We start from the raw sequence: 16788 nt of genomic DNA, 5'->3' as shown, positions 1-16788 counted from the left end.
TCAGCGACGCCTGCTACAGGCTGCGAGAAATTTCGGGATTGCAATGTTGGCGCCGCGGATGTCGACGGGCTGGCTGCCGCCGGGCGTCCTGATGACGAAACGGCTTTGGCGCGCGATCTCCGACAATACGTCCCGCAGCGGCTCCAGTTCGATGGTCGCCTCGATTTGCATCGCTGCGTCCATTTCGGAGTAGATCGCCTTGCCGGTGATCGCGACCATGTCCTCGCCGGCGGTGATCCTGAAGGTCTGCCGCGAGCCGCGTCGATACTTGCCTTGCGGGTCATCGGCCAGCACTGTCGTGCGGCCGGAGCCCTGTACGCAGTCGAGCATCAGCGTCGCGAAATGATTGCCGTCGGCGATGCCGAGCTTGGCCTTGCGGCCATAGGTCGAGAAATCCCACAGGGCTTCGTCCTCGCCAGCCTGCTTCGTTTGGGCTTGCTGTTGCGGAGCCGGCTGCGGTGTCGGTACCGGTCGTTGTGGGGTTGGTCGTGGCGGGGTGGCGGAGGCCGATTCCTCGATGCGGGGCCCATCCGGCGCCCGCAGCACGCTGTCGTCGCCGTCATCGCTCTTCACGCCGCCGTCGCCGCCCGCTGCCTCCGCGGACCGAGGTTCCGGCGAGGGCGCCGGCGCGGCGGCAGGCGCTGCTCTGCGCGGCGGCATGTCGTCAAGCAGCGTCGCCGACGTCAGCTTGACGATCCTGCCCGCCGCCCCGCATGCTACCGAGGTGATCTTGAGCCGTGCGCCCTTGCGGAAAAGATCGTCGAATGCGGCCTGAAGGCGGCGATAGGCGGCGCGGTCCTTGATGTCGTAGGCCGCCGGCAGATTGATGTAGCCGTCGTCATAGGGCGGTTCGTTGAAGGTGAAGCCCTGCAACTCGCCTTTCTCCACGACGCGATCGACGACCCGGCCGATGGAGGTTCCCCGAACGCAGCCGGATGAGCCCGGCAGGCCGACGATCGCGACGGTTCGCCCGGTCTGGTCCCTGTCGATCCTGATCTGGGCGGCCGCCGGTGTTGTCGTTGCTGCGAGCAGTAGAGATCCCAGTGCGGCGGCAGCGAGGCGCTGGCAAGCAAGATCAGTCATCGACAGAAGTCCGACGCAGTAGGAGGAGTGTAGCGGCGGGTCTGCCGCCGATCTTCGCGGCGATCATGCAGGGCGGTCGCGGTTCGGCGCAAGCGGCTTCTACAGTTCGAGGCCCTCGTCCCAATACGGCGTCGCGCCGTAGAGTTCAGCCAGGAAATCGACGAAGGCCCTGACCTTCTGCTCCATGTGGCGGCGGCTCGGATAGACCGCGTAGACGGCGACGCGCTTGCCGACCGAATAGGCCGGCAGAACCCTGGTCAACGCGCCTGATTTCAGCTCCGGCCCGACATCCCAGGTCGAGCGCAGGGCGATGCCGACGCCGGCGAGCAGCGCCTCGCGCACGACCTCGCTGGAATTGGTGCGCAACTGCCCGGTGACGCGCACCGTGACCGGCCCTTCCGGCCCGTCGAGCCGCCATTGATCGGCATTATGGGCGATCAACGTATGGCTCTGGAGGTCCTCGATCGTCGCCGGACGGCCATGGGCGGAGAGATAGGCCGGCGTCGCGCAGAGGATGCGGTGGTTCGGCGCCAGCCGCTTCGCGACCAGGCTGGAATCGCCGAGATCGGCGATCCGCACCGCGAGGTCGAAGCCCTCGCCGATGATGTCGACGAAGGCATCGGTCAGGATCAGGTCGACATTGACCATCGGATTGGCGTCGAGGAAGGGCTTGAGATGCGGCGCGACATGCAGCCGCCCGAACGAGGTCGGCGCCGAGACGCGCAATGTGCCGCGCGCCTGGCCGACACCGCTCGCCACCCAGGCTTCCGCCTCCTCGATCGAGCCGAGGATCGCGACGACCCGCTCATAGAAGCCCTGGCCGGCCTCGGTCAGCGAGAGTTGCCGCGTGGTTCGCTGCAGCAGGCGCACGCCGAGCCGCTCCTCGAGCCGGCGGATCCGCTTCGAGATCACCGCCGGCGACAGGCTGAGCTCGCGCCCGGCCGCCGACATGCTCTTGGCGGTGACGACGTGGGCGAAAACGTCGAGGTCGCCGAACCGATCCACACAGCCTCCATTTTTTCCATTTCGGAAATAATCATGCACGTTACTCTCGCTGCAACAACCCGAGAATTGTTCTAGAGTCACAAGGTCGGCTCAGCCCGCACCCTTCGAGGCGCCGATCTGCGGCGCCTCGAGATGGGGTTGGAGAGGACGAAGAAGGATCGACCATGAGTGCCATCGCCTTTCCGGCGCCGGATGCCGATATCCTCGCTCGCCGCGAGCAGATTCTCGCCGGCCTCGCCCGGCTCGTCGCGCCCGAGGCCCTGATCACCACCGAGGATGAGCGCCGGCCCTATGAAACCGACGCGCTGACCGCCTATCGCCGCATGCCGCTCGCGGTGGTGCTGCCCTCGACCACGCAGGAGGTCGCCGCCGTGCTGCGCTATTGCGGCGAGCAGGGCGTGCCGGTCGTGCCGCGCGGCGCCGGCACCTCGCTCGCCGGCGGCGCCATCCCGCAGGAGGATGCGGTGGTGATCGGCGTCTCCAAGATGAACCGCATTCTCGAGATCGACTACGCCAACCGCGTCGCCAAGGTGCAGGCCGGCGTCACCAATCTCGCCGTCACCGGCGCGGTCTCGGCCGATGGCTTCTTCTACGCGCCCGACCCGTCCTCGCAGCTCGCCTGCTCGATCGGCGGCAATATCGGCATGAATTCCGGCGGGGCGCATTGCCTGAAATACGGCGTCACCACCAACAATGTGCTCGGCGTCACTTTGGTCATGCTGGATGGCAGCATCGTCGAAATCGGCGGCGCCCATCTCGATGCGCCGGGGCTCGACCTGCTCGGCCTGATCGTCGGCTCGGAGGGGCAGCTCGGCATCGTCACCGAGGCGACGGTGCGCATCCTGCGCTCGGCCGAGGGCGCCCGCCCGGTGCTCTTCGGCTTCCCGAGCAGCGAGGAGGCGGGGGCGGCGGTCGCCGCCATCATCGGCGCCGGCATCATCCCGGTCGCGATGGAATTCATGGACAAGCCGGCGATCGAGATCTGCGAGGCCTTCGCCAAGGCCGGCTATCCGATGGATGTCGAGGCGCTGTTGATCATCGAGGTCGAGGGCTCGGAGGCCGAGATGGACGCCCAGCTCGCCCGTATCGTCGCCATCGCCAGGGAGCACGGCGTCAAGACGGTCAAGGAGAGCAAGTCGGCGATGGAGACGGCTGCGATCTGGAAGGGCCGCAAATCGGCCTTCGGCGCGACCGGGCGGATCGCCGACTATATCTGCATGGACGGCACCATTCCGACTGGGCAGCTGCCCTTCGTGCTGCGCCGCATGGACGAGATCATCAAGGGCTATGGCCTGCGCGTCGCCAATGTCTTCCATGCCGGCGACGGCAATCTCCACCCGCTGATCCTCTACAACTGCAACGACCCGGTCGAGGCGCAGAAGGCCGAGGATGCCGGCAACGACATCCTCAAGCTCTGCGTCGAGGTCGGCGGCTGCCTGACCGGCGAGCATGGCGTCGGCATCGAGAAGCGCGACCTGATGACCGTGCAGTTCAACGAGGCGGACCTGCATCAGCAGCAGCGGGTGAGGGCGGTGTTCGACCCGCGTTGGCTGCTCAACCCGGCCAAGGTTTTCCCGCTCGAAGGTCGGATCGCTGCGTGAGCTTTGTCATTCCGGGGCTCGCATAGCGAGAACCCGGAACCCACGACCGGGTGAGCGGGATGGCGTATTTCGTCTACCTCATGGCTAGCAAACGAAGCGGTACGCTTTACCTCGGAATCACCAACGATCTGGCGAGACGGGCCTATGAGCACAAATCGAAACGGAACATCGGATTCACGAGCCGCTACGGGATAGACAGGCTGGTCTGGTACGAGCAGTTCGAGGATGTCAGGGATGCGATCGACCGGGAGAAGGTCCTGAAGAAATGGCGCAGAGCCTGGAAGATCAAGCTCATCGAAGACATGAATCCGGAATGGAAGGATTTCTATGAAGGGCTGTCCTGACCGGCGATACCCAATCGTGGGTTCCGGGTTCTTCGCGAAGCGAAGCCCCGGAATGACAGCGGTGGGCGCGTGATGCTCCACACTCCCACCACAGAGGCGCAGGCCTGCGCCGTCGTCGCCTCGATCGTCGAGGCGCGCATCCCGCTCGCCATCCGCGGTGGCGGCACGCGCTCCGGCCTGGGGCGGCCGGACAACGCCGTCAGCACGCTCTCCAGCGCCGGGCTCTCCGGCATCACCCTTTATGAACCCGCCGAAATGGTGATCGGGGCCAAAGCCGGCACGCCGCTGAAGCTGATCGAGCAGACGCTGGCAGAGCGCGGCCAGATGCTGCCTTTTGAGCCGATGGACCATCGCGCCTTGCTGGGCAGCGAGGGGGAGCCGACGATCGGCGCCGTCGCGGCCGGCAATATCTCCGGCCCGCGCCGGATCAATGCCGGCGCCGCTCGTGACTCGCTGATCGGCATCAGGCTGATCAACGGCCGCGGCGAGCTGGTGAAGTCCGGCGGGCGGGTGATGAAGAATGTCACCGGTCTCGATCTGGTGAAGCTCGTCGCCGGCAGCTTCGGCACGCTCGGCTTCCTGACCGAAGTGACCTTCCGTGTCCTGCCGCGGCCTGAGCGCGTCGTCACGCTGATCTGGGAGGGCCTTTCCGACGAGGCGGCGGTTGCACTGCTCTCCGCCGCGCTCGGCTCGCCCTTCGAGCCGATGGCTGCGGCGCATCTGCCGGTCGGGATCGGCGCCGAGGATGCGCGCACCCTGATCAGGCTGGAGAATTTCTCCGCCTCGATCGGCTATCGCGCCGCCGAGCTCGCGCGCCTGCTCAAGGCCCATGGCCGGCCCGAGCTGATCGAAGGGCGCGGCTCGGACGCGCTCTGGCGCGAGGTCCGCGACGCCGCTTTCTTCGCTGGCAGCGACGAGGCCGTCTGGCGGCTGTCACTGGCTCCGAGCAATGGCCCAAGGGCGACCGCCGCCATCGCCCGCGCCATTCCACAGGCGCGCTGGTTCTACGATTGGGGCGGCGGGTTGGTCTGGCTTGCGGTTCCGGCGGCGGGCGATGGCGGCGCCGCCGCGATCCGCGCCGCGACGAAGCCGCTCGGCGGCCATGCCACGCTGGTGCGGGCGCCGGATGCGGTGCGCGCCGTCGTGCCGGTCTTCGAACCGCTCGCCGAACCGCTGATGCGGGTGACGGCGGGCATCAAGAAGAGCTTCGATCCGGAGGGCGTGTTCGAGCCCGGCCGGATTTATGCGGGGATTTGACCGTCGTTTCCGTCATGCTCGGCCTTGTGCCGAGCATCCACGTCTTGCGGCGCGGATTGAGGGAAAGACGTGGATGGTCGGGACAGGCTCGACCATGACGTACAGGGCGACACGGACGAGATCATGCAGACCAACTTTACCCCCGAGCATCTCGCTTCCGATCCGCGCCTGCAGGCCTCGGAGAAGATCCTGCGCAGCTGCGTGCATTGCGGTTTCTGCACCGCGACCTGCCCGACCTACCTCCTGCTCGGCGACGAGCTCGATTCGCCGCGCGGGCGCATCTACCAGATCAAGGACATGCTCGAGAACGAGCGGCCGGCGACGGCGGAGGTGGTCAAGCATATCGACCGCTGCCTTTCCTGCCTGTCCTGCATGACGACCTGCCCCTCGGGCGTGCACTATATGCATCTCGTCGACCATGCCCGCGCCCATATCGAGGAGACCTATCAGCGCCCCTGGCATGACCGGGCGCTCAGGCGCCTCCTCGCCGCGATCCTGCCCTATCCCGGCCGCTTCCGCTTCGCCATGCTCGCCGCCCGGCTCGGAAAGCCCTTCGCGGGGGCGCTCGGCGCGCTGCCGCATCTCGGCGCCTCGCTGAAGGCGATGCTGGCGCTGGCGCCCTGGAGCCTGCCGAGCCGCTCGGCGATGGAAGGCCCGCAAAGCTTCCCGGCCAGCGGCGAGCGCAAGCGGCGCGTCGCCATCCTCTCCGGTTGCGCCCAGCCGGTGCTCGACCCCGGCATCAACGAGGCGACGATCCGGCTGCTGACCCGCCATGGCGTCGAGGTCGTGCTGCCGAAGGGAGAGGGCTGCTGCGGAGCGCTTGTCCACCATATGGGCCGCGAGCATGACGCGCTCGCCTTCGCCCGCGCCAATATCGACGCCTGGACGGCCGAGATCGACGGCGAGGGGCTGGACGCCATCCTGATCACCGCCTCGGGCTGCGGCACGACGATCAAGGACTACGGCTTCATGTTCCGGAACGAACCAGCCTATGCCGAGAAGGCGGCCAAGGTTTCGGCCCTGGCCAAGGACGTCACCGAATTCGTCGAGACGCTGGAGATCGCGCCGGTGCGTGGCTTCGACCTCACGGTCGCCTATCACTCCGCCTGCTCGATGCAGCACGGCCAGCAGCTCAAGGACGGGCCGAAGCGCCTGCTTTCGCGCGCCGGCTTCAGGGTCAAGGAAGTGCCGGAGGGCCATATCTGCTGCGGCTCGGCCGGCGTCTACAACATCCTCCAGCCGGAGATCGCCGGACAATTGCGCGGGCGCAAGATCGGCAATATCGGCCGCACCCGGCCCGATCTCGTCGCCACCGGCAATATCGGCTGCATGACCCAGCTGGCCAAGGGCTTCGCCGACAAGGGCGCGACGACGCCGGTCGTGCACACCGCCGAGCTGCTCGACTGGGCGACCGGCGGACCGGTCCCGGCGAAGCTGGCGCAGGCCGGGATCGGAGAGGCGCCGGCGGCGGAGGCCCTGGTCGCGGCGGAGTGAGTTCGCCGTCTCCCCGTCATTCCGGAGCCTGCCGCAGGCAGGAGCCCGGAACCCACGACCGGGTGAGACGTTTCGAGCCCGGCTCGACGAAAGGTGCGCCCAGTCGTGGGTTCCGGGTTCGCTGCTTTGCAGCGCCCCGGAATGACAACCTTCGCGTGGTGGCCGGGAAGACTTGCCCCCGGGGGCCTCAGGGTCTAACCCGCTCGGGCATCAATAAGCATTTACTTATCGAGTTCCGCAGCCATGTCCGCCGACAAGACCGCCTCCAGCAAGCTGAAAGCCCGCCAGCCGCGTGGTTTCGTCGACCGTGGCCCGGCCGATGTCGCCGCCACCGAGCGCATGCTGTCCGTCATCCGTGAGAGCTTCTCGCTCTATGGCTTCGATCCTGTCGAAACGCCCTTCGTCGAATATACCGATGCGCTCGGCAAGTTCCTGCCGGATCAGGACCGGCCGAACGAGGGCGTCTTCTCCTTCCAGGACGATGACGAGCAGTGGCTCTCGCTGCGCTATGATCTGACGGCGCCGCTCGCCCGCTATGTCGCCGAGAATTTCGACGCGCTGCCGAAGCCTTATCGCAGCTATCGCGCCGGCTATGTCTTCCGCAACGAGAAGCCGGGGCCGGGGCGCTTCCGCCAGTTCATGCAGTTCGACGCCGACATCGTCGGCTCCGGCACGGTCGCGGCCGATGCCGAGATCTGCATGCTCGCCGCCGACACGATGGAGAAGCTCGGCATCGGGCGCGGCGACTATGTCGTCAAGGTCAACAACCGCAAGGTGCTCGACGGGGTGATGGATGCCGCCGGCATCGATCAGGCCGCGCGCCTAGCCGTGCTGCGCGCCATCGACAAGGCCGACAAGTTCCCGCTGGCCGAAGTCGGCAAGCTGCTCGGCGAGGGCCGCAAGGACGAGAGCGGCGACTTCACCAAGGGCGCCGGGCTGACGGGCGCGCAAGCCGAGACGATCCTGCGCTATCTCGAGCTGGGCCAGAAGCTCGCCGAGCTCGGCAAGTCCACCGCCGCCGACAGCGCCCGGGCGGCTGAATTGTCGGCCGAGGCCGTCAGCGAGCTCGGCAAGCTGGTCGAGAGCGCCGAGAATGGCCGCGCCGGCATCGCGGAGCTTGAGCAGATCCGAGAACTCGTCACCGCCGCCGGCTATCTTGGCCGCATCATTATCGACCCTTCCGTCGTGCGCGGCCTCGAATACTATACCGGTCCGGTCTACGAGGTGGAGCTGACCTTCCCGGTGACCAATGAGGACGGTCAGGTCGTGCGCTTCGGCTCGGTCGCGGGTGGTGGGCGCTATGACGGTCTCGTCGGTCGCTTCCGGCCCGAGCCCGTGCCGGCGACCGGTTTCTCGATCGGCGTCTCCAGGCTCTATTCGGCGCTGAAGGCGGTGAAGTCGCCGATCGTCGACCAGAGGAACGAGCTGCCGCTGGTCGTCGTCACCGCCATGGACAACAAGTCGCCGGAGTTCATGCCGGCCTATCAGGCTTTTGTCTCGCAGCTCCGGCAGGCGAAGGATGCGGACGGCAAGCCGCTGCTGCGCGCGGACCTCTATCTCGGTGCTTCCGGCTTCAACGCCCAGATGAAATATGCCGACAGGCGCGGCGCCGTCTGCGCGGTGATCCAGGGTTCTTCGGAGCGCGAGGCCGGCACGGTCGTCATCAAGGACCTGATCCTCGGCGCCGAGCTCGCCGCCGCGGGCCGCGAGGTCAAGGATTCCGCCGAGCACAAGGCGAGGCAGGCGGAAGCACAGTTCTCCGTCCCGGTGGCGGAGCTGGTCGAAGGAGTCAGGCGGGTCATCGGGCGACATCGCTAGCGCCCTTCTCCCCTTGCGGGAGAAGGTGCCGGCAGGCGGATGAGGGGTCGCGCTGCGCCCGGATCGGTAACGCATTTCGCTTGCTCGCCATGTCGTCGCGCGACCCCTCATCCGTCTCGGCTTCGCCGAGCCACCTTCTCCCGCAGGGGGAGAAGGGAAGAGCCTTCCGAATTCCCGCTAACCCAATTCCCTAAAAACCGTCGAAAATCCGGTTCGTCCCTGCTAGGACGGCGCCGCAACAGGACCAATGCCGTGACCGCGACCCGTGCCAGCATCGACACCGTGATCGCGCTGTTCGAGCGCGAGGGCTATGCCCGCGCCGAACCCGCGATCCTGCAGCCTGCCGAGCCCTTCCTCGACCTCTCCGGCGAGGATATCCGCCGCCGCATCTTCCTGACGCAGGATCTCGACGGTCGCGAATGGTGCCTGCGGCCGGAATATACGATCCCCGTCGCGCTCGCCCATATCGCCGCCCGGTCCACCGAGCCGGCCTCCTACGCCTATGCCGGCCCGGTCTTCCGGATGCGCTCCAACGAGCCCGGCGAGTTCGCCCAGGCCGGGATCGAATCCTTCGGCCGCGGGGACGTCGCCGCCGCCGATGCCGAGATCATGGCGCTCGCCGTTGAAGCCGTCGCGGCGCTCGGGCTCGCCCAGCCGCGCCTGCTGATGGGTGATGTCGCTTTGCTCGCCGCTCTGCTCGACGGGCTTGGCGTGCCGCAGGCGGCTCGCCGCCGCCTGATGCGCGCCGTCGCCCAGGGCAAGGGCGCCGATGCCGTCTCGGCGCTCGACGCGCCGGCGGCCGCGACCGAAGCGACCCATGCCGGGCTGCTCAAGGCGCTGGAAGGGCAGGACCCCAAGGCTGCCCGGGCATTCGTCGAGGACGTGCTCTCGATCGCCGGCATCTCGACCGTCGGCGGCCGCTCGGCGGGTGACATCGCCGAGCGCTTTCTGGCCCGTGCCGCCGAGCGCGACAACCCGGTCAGCGATGAGGCGAGGGTGCTGCTCGGCCGCGCGCTGGCGATCAGCGGCGATCCCGACAGCGCCTCGGCCGCCTGGCGCAAGCTGGCGAGCGAGGCGGGGCTCGATCTCGCCGCGCCGCTCGATGTCTTCGACGAACGCACCGGTTTCCTGGCGGCGCGCGGCGTCGATGTCGGCAATATCGGCTTCTCGGCCGCCTTTGCCCGCAATCTCGACTATTATACCGGCTTCATCTTCGAGCTGCATGATCCGGCAAGGCCCGAGCTGAAGCCGATCGCCGGCGGCGGCCGCTATGACGGCGTGCTGCAGCGCCTCGGCGCGCCGGAGCCTGTCGCGGCGGTCGGCGCCTCGATCTGGCTCGACCGGCTGGCAGGAGCGACGGCATGAGCGCGGCGGAGAACAGCATGAATGATGCCCCGCTCGTCCTGGCCGTGCCGTCCAAGGGCCGGCTGCAGGAGAACGCCACCGCCTTCTTCGGCCGGGCCGGACTGTCCTTCGTGCAGGCGCGCGGCTCGCGCGAGTATCGCGGCGCCATCGCCGGGCTGGAAGGGGCCGAGGTCGCCTTCCTCTCGGCCTCCGAGATCGTATCGCAGCTCGCCTCGGGCGCGGTCCATCTCGGTATCACCGGCGAGGACCTCATCCGTGAGCAGGTCTCCGATGCCGATGCGGCGATCGAACTGCTGACCCCGCTCGGCTTCGGCAATGCCAATGTCGTCGTCGCCGTGCCGCAGGCCTGGATCGATGTCCGCACCATGGCCGATCTCGACGATGTCGCCGCGACCATGCGGGCCCGCACCGGCAACAAGCTCCGCGTCGCTACCAAATACGTCAACCTGACCCGGCGCTTCTTCGCCAGCCACGGCCTCGCCGATTACCGCATCGTCGAGAGCCTCGGCGCGACAGAGGGCGCGCCGGCCGCCGGCACGGCCGAGATCGTTGTCGACATCACCACGACCGGCTCGACACTCGTCGCCAACGCGCTGAAGGTGCTCGACGACGGCGTCATGCTGGCATCGGAGGCCAATCTCGTCGCCTCGGTCCGGGCGCCCTGGGGCGAGCGGGCTCGCAATGCCGCGGCCGCCATTCTCGGCCGGATCGCCGCCGAGGAGGAAGCGCGCTCGCTGCGCGAGGTCCGCGCCGTTCTGCATGCGGTCTCGCCGCAGCGCCTCGGCGAAATCGCCCAGCGCCTCGGCGCCCGCCTGCCTTTCGGCGCCGGCGGTGAAGACGGCGTCGTGACCCTGCATTGTCCGAAGAAGGCTGTGTTTCCGCTGGTCGAGGAACTGACCCGCGCCGGTGCCGACGACATTACCGTGCGCGCGCTCGACTACGTTTTCCGCCGCACCAATCCGCTGATCGAGCGGCTCCAGGCGCGGATTTGACCGGAAGAAACGGCCGATTTTCGCCGTGAGGTGGCCTCGGCACATGTCGCTGTTTTGGCTGGAGTTCCGCGCGAGTGCCGGAATCCCGTCGCATTCTCGGGCTACGCGGCTGTGGCGCCAGCGGCTGTATCGATGGCGCCGAGGTTGCCGTGGTGCCGGTTTTTTGCCGCAGCTGACCTTGTTCAGGGAGCGATCGAGGCTTGCATTCGCCCGCTTTCTCGGTGCAGTGGTGACATTTGGAACTAACCTTTGCCCGTCGCGCTATTTCCAATCCGGGGTTTGGACCAGTTGAGCATGCAGTCGCGCCTCGGCCTTGCGGCCGCCATCGCCTTTTCCCTGTTGCCGGCTCTGGCCGGTGACGCCCTCGCGCAGGGCCGTCAGCGCCCCTCGCAGATTCCGGACCAAGGACAGCCGGCGCCGCCGCCCAAGCAGGAGAAGAACTTCCCGCTCGATGCGTCCTGGACGGCGGTCCAGTTCAACGGCAAGCCGCTCAACGACCGGCGGATCACGCTGAAGGTCGACGCCAATCTGCGCGGCACCGGCTTCTCCGGCTGCAACACCTATTCGGCCTCGGCCTATCCGTTGCGCCAGCAGGGCTTTGCCGTCGGGCCGGTCGCGGTGACCAAGCGCGCCTGCGACAAGGCGGTGATGGATTTCGAGCGCAGCTTCCTGCTGGCGCTGCGCGGCGCCCGGCAATGGGACCTGGTCGAGGGGCGGCTCGTCCTGAAGACCGCATCCGGCGAAATCCGCTTCGATCGCGGTATCTGAGGCGCGCTGGTCTTTCGGCGGCTAGAGCGCTGCGCGTCGGCTCGGACGCGGTCACGGTGATCTATCTCATTGTTATCGCATCGGAATTTTCCGAAAATCGGAGTCCACTTTTCGGTCCGATGCTATAGGTCGTTCGGCCTGCTCGCGGAAAGCCGCTTCGCTTCCGCCTGAAATCGACAGTTTCCGGATCGCCGCGCTTCCGATCGGAAGCGCGGCGATTTTGTTCGGAAGTACCGGGCTGGTTGGACGGACGGATTCGACGTCCTGGCCAGGAGTACGCGGAGCAGTCTCGCGCCGATCGAAACATCGTTCCGGCCGGAGCCCTCGGGTCCGGCCGGAATGACGGTGAAAGCGGGAATATCGGTTAGGCAGCCGGCTCCATCGCTCTGACGCGCGGGCTGTGCGTGCCGTCAGGGTTGCGCTCCATCGCGATCAGCTCCTCGTGCATCTCGCGCAAGGTCGAGCGATGGCCGATCGAGACCACGCTGGTCTGCGGCAGTTCGCGCCGGATCATCGCGTAGATCTCGCCTTCGAGCTTCTCGTCGAGCGAGGCCGTGGCCTCGTCGAGGAAGAGCCAGTCCGGCTTGGCGAGCAGCGCGCGTGCCACCGCCAGGCGCTGCTGCTCGCCGCCCGAGAGGCGCTGGCTCCAGAGGTCGATCTCGTCGAGGCGCTCGGTGAGATGGCCGAGTTTCACCTTCTCCATCGCGGCGCGCAGTTCGGCATCGCTGAAGGCATCCGGCTCGGCCGGATAGGCGATCACGGCGCGCAGCGTGCCCTGCGGCAGATAGGGCCGCTGCGGCAGGAGCAGCATGCGGGTGTTGGCGGGAGTCTCGACCTGGCCCTTGCCGAACGGCCAGATGCCCGAGAGCGCCCGGAACAGCGTCGACTTGCCGGATCCGGAGGGGCCGATCACCAGCGTCGAGCGGCCGGAAGGCAGCGTGAGCTCGGGGACCGTCACGATTGGCGAGCCGTTCGGCAGGTTCAGGGTCAGGTCCCTGACCCGGGCATCGGGGCCCGGCTGCTCGTCGATCTCGATATTGGCGCCGGCGGCGCCGGCCGCCTGGGCCTCGGCCTGCGCGATCGCGGTCTCGAAGGTGGTGAGGCGGTTGATCGAGGCGAGATAGGAGGCGATCGACTGATAGCTGTTGATGAAGAAGGACATCGCCGTCTCGACCCGGCCGAAGGCCGACGAGACCTGGGTCAGCACGCCGAAGGCGATCGCGCCGGCGAAGTAATACGGCGCCAGCAGCAGGAAGGGGATGACGACGTTAGCCTGGTTGTAGGACAGGGTGAAGGTCGTCAGCTTAAGCCGGCGCCAGAGCAGGTTGTAGAAATTGGTGACGATGCCGCCGAAGGTCTCGCCGAGATGGCGGCGCTCGGCGGTCTCGCCGCGCATCAGCGCGATCTGCTCGGAATATTCGCGCAGGCGGGCGAGAGAGAAGCGGAAATTCGCCTCGCGCCGCTCCTGCTCGAATTCGAGTCCGATCAGCGGCTTGCCGATCAGATGGGTGATCCAGGTCGCGACCGCCGCATAGATCAGCGTCGCCCAGAAGATGAAGCCGGGGATGACGATGTCCGTGCCCGGCACCGTGATCGCGACCGGGATCGACCACAGGATGATCGAGAACGAGACCAGCGTGGAGACCTGGGTGATCAGGGTCAGCGAGAAGGCGTAGGTCTGGTTGAGGAAGGAGCGGGTGTCTTCCGAGATGCGCTGGTCCGGGTTGTCGGCGGTACCGGCGAGCGAGATGCGGTAGTGATTGCCGTTCTGCAGCCAGCGCCGGTTGTATTCGGCCGCCATCCATTCGCGCCAGCGGATCAGCAGCACCGAATTGGCCACGGTCTCGATCAGCACGCTGATCACCGAAATCGCGGCCCAGACGCCGAAGACGTTGATGAGCTGGTCCCAGAAGACCGGCGCGTTCTTCTCCTGCAGTGCGTTGTAGAAGTCGCGATAGAAGAAGTTGATCCGCAGTGAGATGCCGACCTGCGCCTGGTTGAGCACGATCAGGAAGACGACCGCAGCCACGGCGAAATGGCCGAGCTTCATCGGATAGCGGCCGAGCGGCCCCAAATTCATGCTGCTCGGGTCCTGCGCCAGGAAATAGGGCGAGGCGAGGTCGGCGATGCGCCGCACCACCGGCACGAAGGAGATCGCGTAGATCAGGATGCCGAACACCGCGACGGTGGTGCCCAGGCTCGTCGGCGGGGCCGCGGCGGCCCAGGCCTGCGGCCACCAGCCGATCTGGGCGAGCACCGCGCCGGCGCCGAAGATCACATATTCGGTGCCGAAGATGCCGGAGAAGATCTTGAGGAAATAGCTGATTCCGGCCGAGCGCCAGGTCGCTGCGGTCAGCAATACGCCGACCACGCCCATTCCGAGCATGCCGGGGCTGCCGCTTTGCTGTCCGACGATCAGCGCGATCAGGGCGAGGCCGGCGACAGCGAAACTCAACAAGCGCATGAATGGGTCCTTGTCGGGAATCGGCGCGACGACGCGCCAGTCTGAATGGCTGTTGTAGAGCAGCCGTGCCGACAAAAAAGGCCGGACTCAAGGCCGAGCCCGGATTTTTCCGGGATCGTGATCCGGCTCCGTGCCTTCGGGCCGGCGGTGGTGATGCGGGCGCAAGCAGCGTCGCGGGCGCGAGGGCCTCGCGCGCCCGGCTCAGCCGGGCGGCCTCCGGCTCAGTCCCTGTCGACCGAATAGGCGCCGGCGCCGGCCGCGACGAGCAGGAGGAAGCCGCCGGCGATGCCGAGGTTCTTCATGAACAGCAATTGTTGCATCGGCGCGGCCCAGTTCATGTGGAAGAGCACCGAAGCGGCGATGGTGAAGCCGAAAAGCGCGAGCGCCACCAGCCGCGTCTTGAACCCGATGACGATCATCAACCCGCCGATCAGCTCGACGATGATCACCAGCGGCAGCAATATGCCGGGGACACCCGCCGAAGCCATGTATGCTTGCGTCCCGGCGTAGCCGGAGATCTTGGACCAGCCGCCCAGGACGAACATCAGGGCGAGCAGGATGCGGCCGACGAGCTTGGCGGCGTCTGAAAGTGCTGGGTTGTTCAGCATGGCTTGGCCTCGGCAGGGATCGGGGCGCGGCAGGATGCCGCACCTATGCCGACTAAGACCTACAACCAAAGTCTACGCAAGTCCGGTCGATCTTGCGCTGGTGCAAGGCGAAGGATGCTGACCGAGCGCCGTCATTCCGGCCGCAGCGCAGCAGAGCGCCGGAATGACGGGGAGCCGAAGACGAAAAAGGCCCGGCTTGCGCCGGGCCTTCCGTCATTATCGAGCTTGAGGGCTCGGACTTCCTCAGAAGTCCATGCCGCCACCGAAACCGGGCTTGCCCGGTTTCGGCACTCAAGGCCTTCGGGCGTATGGACTTCCTCAGAAGTCCATGCCGCCCATGCCGCCGCCGCCCATCGGGGGCATCGGGGCTTCCTTCTTCGGAAGCTCGGCGATCATCGCCTCGGTGGTGATCAGCAGGCCGGCGATCGAAGCCGCGTCCTGGATCGCCGTGCGCACGACCTTGGTCGGGTCGATGATGCCGGCCTTGACCATGTCGCCGAACTCGCCGGTCTGGGCATTGTAGCCGTAGGCGTAGTCCTTCGACTCCAGCAGCTTGCCGACCACGACCGCGCCGTCATCGCCAGCGTTGTCGACGATCTGCTTGGCCGGAGCGGTGATCGCCTTGCGGACGATCTCGACGCCGGTCTTCTGGTCGTCGTTCTGGGTCTTGAGCGACTTGACCGAAGCGAGCGCACGCAGCAGGGCGACGCCGCCGCCCGGCAGGATGCCCTCTTCCACGGCCGCGCGGGTCGCGTTCAGGGCGTCGTCGACGCGGTCCTTCTTCTCCTTGACCTCGACCTCGGTCGCGCCGCCGACGCGGATCACCGCGACGCCGCCGGCGAGCTTGGCCAGACGCTCCTGGAGCTTCTCGCGGTCGTAGTCCGAGGAGGTCTCCTCGATCTGGGCCTTGATCTGCGAGACGCGGGCCTCGATGTCCTTCTTCTTGCCGGCGCCGTCGATGATCGTGGTGTTCTCCTTCTCGATGCGCACCTTCTTGGCGCGGCCGAGCATGTTGAGCGTCACGGTCTCGAGCTTGATGCCGAGGTCTTCCGAGATCATCTGGCCGGCGGTCAGGATCGAGATGTCCTCGAGCATGGCCTTGCGGCGGTCGCCGAAGCCCGGAGCCTTGACGGCCGCGACCTTCAGGCCGCCACGGAGCTTGTTGACGACGAGGGTGGCGAGAGCCTCACCTTCCACGTCCTCGGCGATGATCAGGAGCGGCTTGCCGGTCTGCACGACGGCCTCGAGGATCGGCAGCATCGCCTGGAGCGACGACAGCTTCTTCTCGAACACGAGGATGTAGGGGTCCTCGAGCTCGGCGACCATCTTCTCGGCATTGGTGATGAAGTAGGGCGAGAGATAGCCACGGTCGAACTGCATGCCCTCGACGACGTCGAGCTCGGTCTCGGCGGTCTTGGCTTCCTCGACGGTGATGACACCCTCGTTGCCGACCTTCTGCATGGCGGTCGAGATCATCTTGCCGACCGACTCGTCGCCGTTCGCCGAGATCGTGCCGACCTGCGCGACTTCCGCGTTCGAGGTGACCTTCTTCGAGTTCTTCTTCAGGTCCGAGACGATGGCGTCGACGGCGAGGTCGATGCCGCGCTTCAGGTCCATCGGGTTCATGCCGGCGGCAACCGCCTTGGTGCCCTCGCGGACGATGGCGGCGGCCAGAACGGTCGCGGTGGTGGTGCCGTCACCGGCGGCGTCGTTCTGCTTCGAGGCCACTTCGCGCACCATCTGGGCGCCCATGTTCTCGAACTTGTCGGCGAGCTCGACTTCCTTGGCGACGGTGACGCCGTCCTTGGTGATGCGCGGAGCGCCGAACGACTTGTCGATCACGACGTTGCGGCCCTTCGGGCCGAGCGTCACCTTGACGGCGTTGGCGAGGATTTCAACGCCGCGCAGCATGCGGTCGCGGGCATCCGTGGAGAATTTGACTTCCTTGGCAGCCATGAGACTACTCCTGATTGAACTTTACGGAAGGGC

Annotated in this window: 13 protein-coding genes; 8 read left to right on the top strand and 5 right to left on the bottom strand. The window is 67.0% G+C overall.

Annotated elements, in window-relative coordinates; all coding sequences use genetic code 11:
* Both AC3RCC_RS21065 and AC3RCC_RS21060 read right to left on the bottom strand, forming a co-directional pair.
* Positions 1-873 carry a hypothetical protein gene (locus AC3RCC_RS21065; RefSeq protein ID WP_492256485.1) on the bottom strand — a complete coding sequence of 291 codons (873 nt, stop codon included), beginning with the start codon at positions 871-873 and terminating at the stop codon, positions 1-3.
* A gap of 309 nt (positions 874-1182) precedes the next feature.
* Positions 1183-2088 carry a LysR family transcriptional regulator gene (locus tag AC3RCC_RS21060; protein ID WP_291642723.1) on the bottom strand — a complete coding sequence of 302 codons (906 nt, stop codon included), beginning with the start codon at positions 2086-2088 and terminating at the stop codon, positions 1183-1185.
* 164 nt (positions 2089-2252) lie between these two features.
* Here AC3RCC_RS21060 and AC3RCC_RS21055 point away from each other — a divergent pair, with 164 nt between their 5' ends.
* The 8 genes from AC3RCC_RS21055 (at position 2253) to AC3RCC_RS21020 (ending at position 11727) form a co-directional block, all read left to right on the top strand.
* A complete protein-coding gene (locus tag AC3RCC_RS21055) occupies positions 2253-3689 on the top strand; it encodes an FAD-linked oxidase C-terminal domain-containing protein (protein ID WP_291642725.1) in 1437 nt (478 codons plus the stop codon).
* Between the two features lie 59 nt (positions 3690-3748).
* Positions 3749-4033 (top strand): GIY-YIG nuclease family protein, encoded by a 285-nt coding sequence (locus AC3RCC_RS21050; protein ID WP_492256484.1) that lies wholly within the window; start codon positions 3749-3751, stop codon positions 4031-4033.
* Between the two features lie 69 nt (positions 4034-4102).
* Positions 4103-5290 (top strand): FAD-binding protein, encoded by a 1188-nt coding sequence (locus tag AC3RCC_RS21045; protein WP_492256483.1) that lies wholly within the window; start codon positions 4103-4105, stop codon positions 5288-5290.
* 123 nt (positions 5291-5413) lie between these two features.
* Positions 5414-6784: a glycolate oxidase subunit GlcF gene (gene glcF / locus AC3RCC_RS21040; RefSeq protein WP_492258812.1), complete on the top strand. Its 1371-nt coding sequence runs from the start codon at positions 5414-5416 to the stop codon at positions 6782-6784.
* Positions 6785-7027: 243 nt separating this feature from the next.
* Complete coding sequence (gene hisS / locus AC3RCC_RS21035; protein WP_492256482.1) at positions 7028-8602, top strand: histidine--tRNA ligase; 1575 nt, start codon at positions 7028-7030, stop codon at positions 8600-8602.
* 252 nt (positions 8603-8854) lie between these two features.
* The gene (locus AC3RCC_RS21030; RefSeq protein WP_492256481.1) at positions 8855-9967 is read left to right on the top strand and encodes an ATP phosphoribosyltransferase regulatory subunit; all 1113 of its coding nucleotides are present in this window, start codon (positions 8855-8857) and stop codon (positions 9965-9967) included.
* Positions 9968-9984: 17 nt separating this feature from the next.
* Entirely contained in the window at positions 9985-10959 is a 975-nt protein-coding gene (hisG, locus tag AC3RCC_RS21025) for an ATP phosphoribosyltransferase (protein ID WP_291642479.1), read from the top strand.
* Between the two features lie 294 nt (positions 10960-11253).
* Positions 11254-11727, top strand: coding sequence for an META domain-containing protein (locus tag AC3RCC_RS21020; RefSeq protein ID WP_291642477.1), 474 nt, complete (start codon positions 11254-11256; stop codon positions 11725-11727).
* A gap of 364 nt (positions 11728-12091) precedes the next feature.
* Here the strand turns inward: AC3RCC_RS21020 and AC3RCC_RS21015 are convergent, their stop codons facing one another.
* From AC3RCC_RS21015 to groL, 3 genes are all read right to left on the bottom strand, one after another.
* Positions 12092-14191, bottom strand: coding sequence for an ABC transporter ATP-binding protein/permease (locus AC3RCC_RS21015; protein WP_492256480.1), 2100 nt, complete (start codon positions 14189-14191; stop codon positions 12092-12094).
* A gap of 221 nt (positions 14192-14412) precedes the next feature.
* Positions 14413-14799 carry a DoxX family protein gene (locus tag AC3RCC_RS21010; RefSeq protein WP_492256479.1) on the bottom strand — a complete coding sequence of 129 codons (387 nt, stop codon included), beginning with the start codon at positions 14797-14799 and terminating at the stop codon, positions 14413-14415.
* 318 nt (positions 14800-15117) lie between these two features.
* A complete protein-coding gene (gene groL / locus AC3RCC_RS21005) occupies positions 15118-16755 on the bottom strand; it encodes a chaperonin GroEL (protein ID WP_291634005.1) in 1638 nt (545 codons plus the stop codon).
* Positions 16756-16788 lie beyond the last annotated feature (33 nt).

The sequence above is a fragment of the Allobosea sp. GW823-FHT01F03 genome (assembly GCF_058798075.1).
Note: the sequence above shows the minus strand (reverse complement) of the source record. Positions and strands in the feature narration are given on the sequence as shown.

Coding starts and splice junctions, on each gene's coding strand:
- AC3RCC_RS21055 (WP_291642725.1), top strand. CDS start 2,253: ATGAGTGCCATCGCCTTTCCGGCGCCGGATGCCGATATCCTCGCTCGC.
- groL (WP_291634005.1), bottom strand. CDS start 16,755: ATGGCTGCCAAGGAAGTCAAATTCTCCACGGATGCCCGCGACCGCATG.
- glcF (WP_492258812.1), top strand. CDS start 5,414: ATGCAGACCAACTTTACCCCCGAGCATCTCGCTTCCGATCCGCGCCTG.
- AC3RCC_RS21010 (WP_492256479.1), bottom strand. CDS start 14,799: ATGCTGAACAACCCAGCACTTTCAGACGCCGCCAAGCTCGTCGGCCGC.
- AC3RCC_RS21020 (WP_291642477.1), top strand. CDS start 11,254: ATGCAGTCGCGCCTCGGCCTTGCGGCCGCCATCGCCTTTTCCCTGTTG.
- AC3RCC_RS21015 (WP_492256480.1), bottom strand. CDS start 14,191: ATGCGCTTGTTGAGTTTCGCTGTCGCCGGCCTCGCCCTGATCGCGCTG.
- hisG (WP_291642479.1), top strand. CDS start 9,985: ATGAATGATGCCCCGCTCGTCCTGGCCGTGCCGTCCAAGGGCCGGCTG.
- hisS (WP_492256482.1), top strand. CDS start 7,028: ATGTCCGCCGACAAGACCGCCTCCAGCAAGCTGAAAGCCCGCCAGCCG.
- AC3RCC_RS21050 (WP_492256484.1), top strand. CDS start 3,749: ATGGCGTATTTCGTCTACCTCATGGCTAGCAAACGAAGCGGTACGCTT.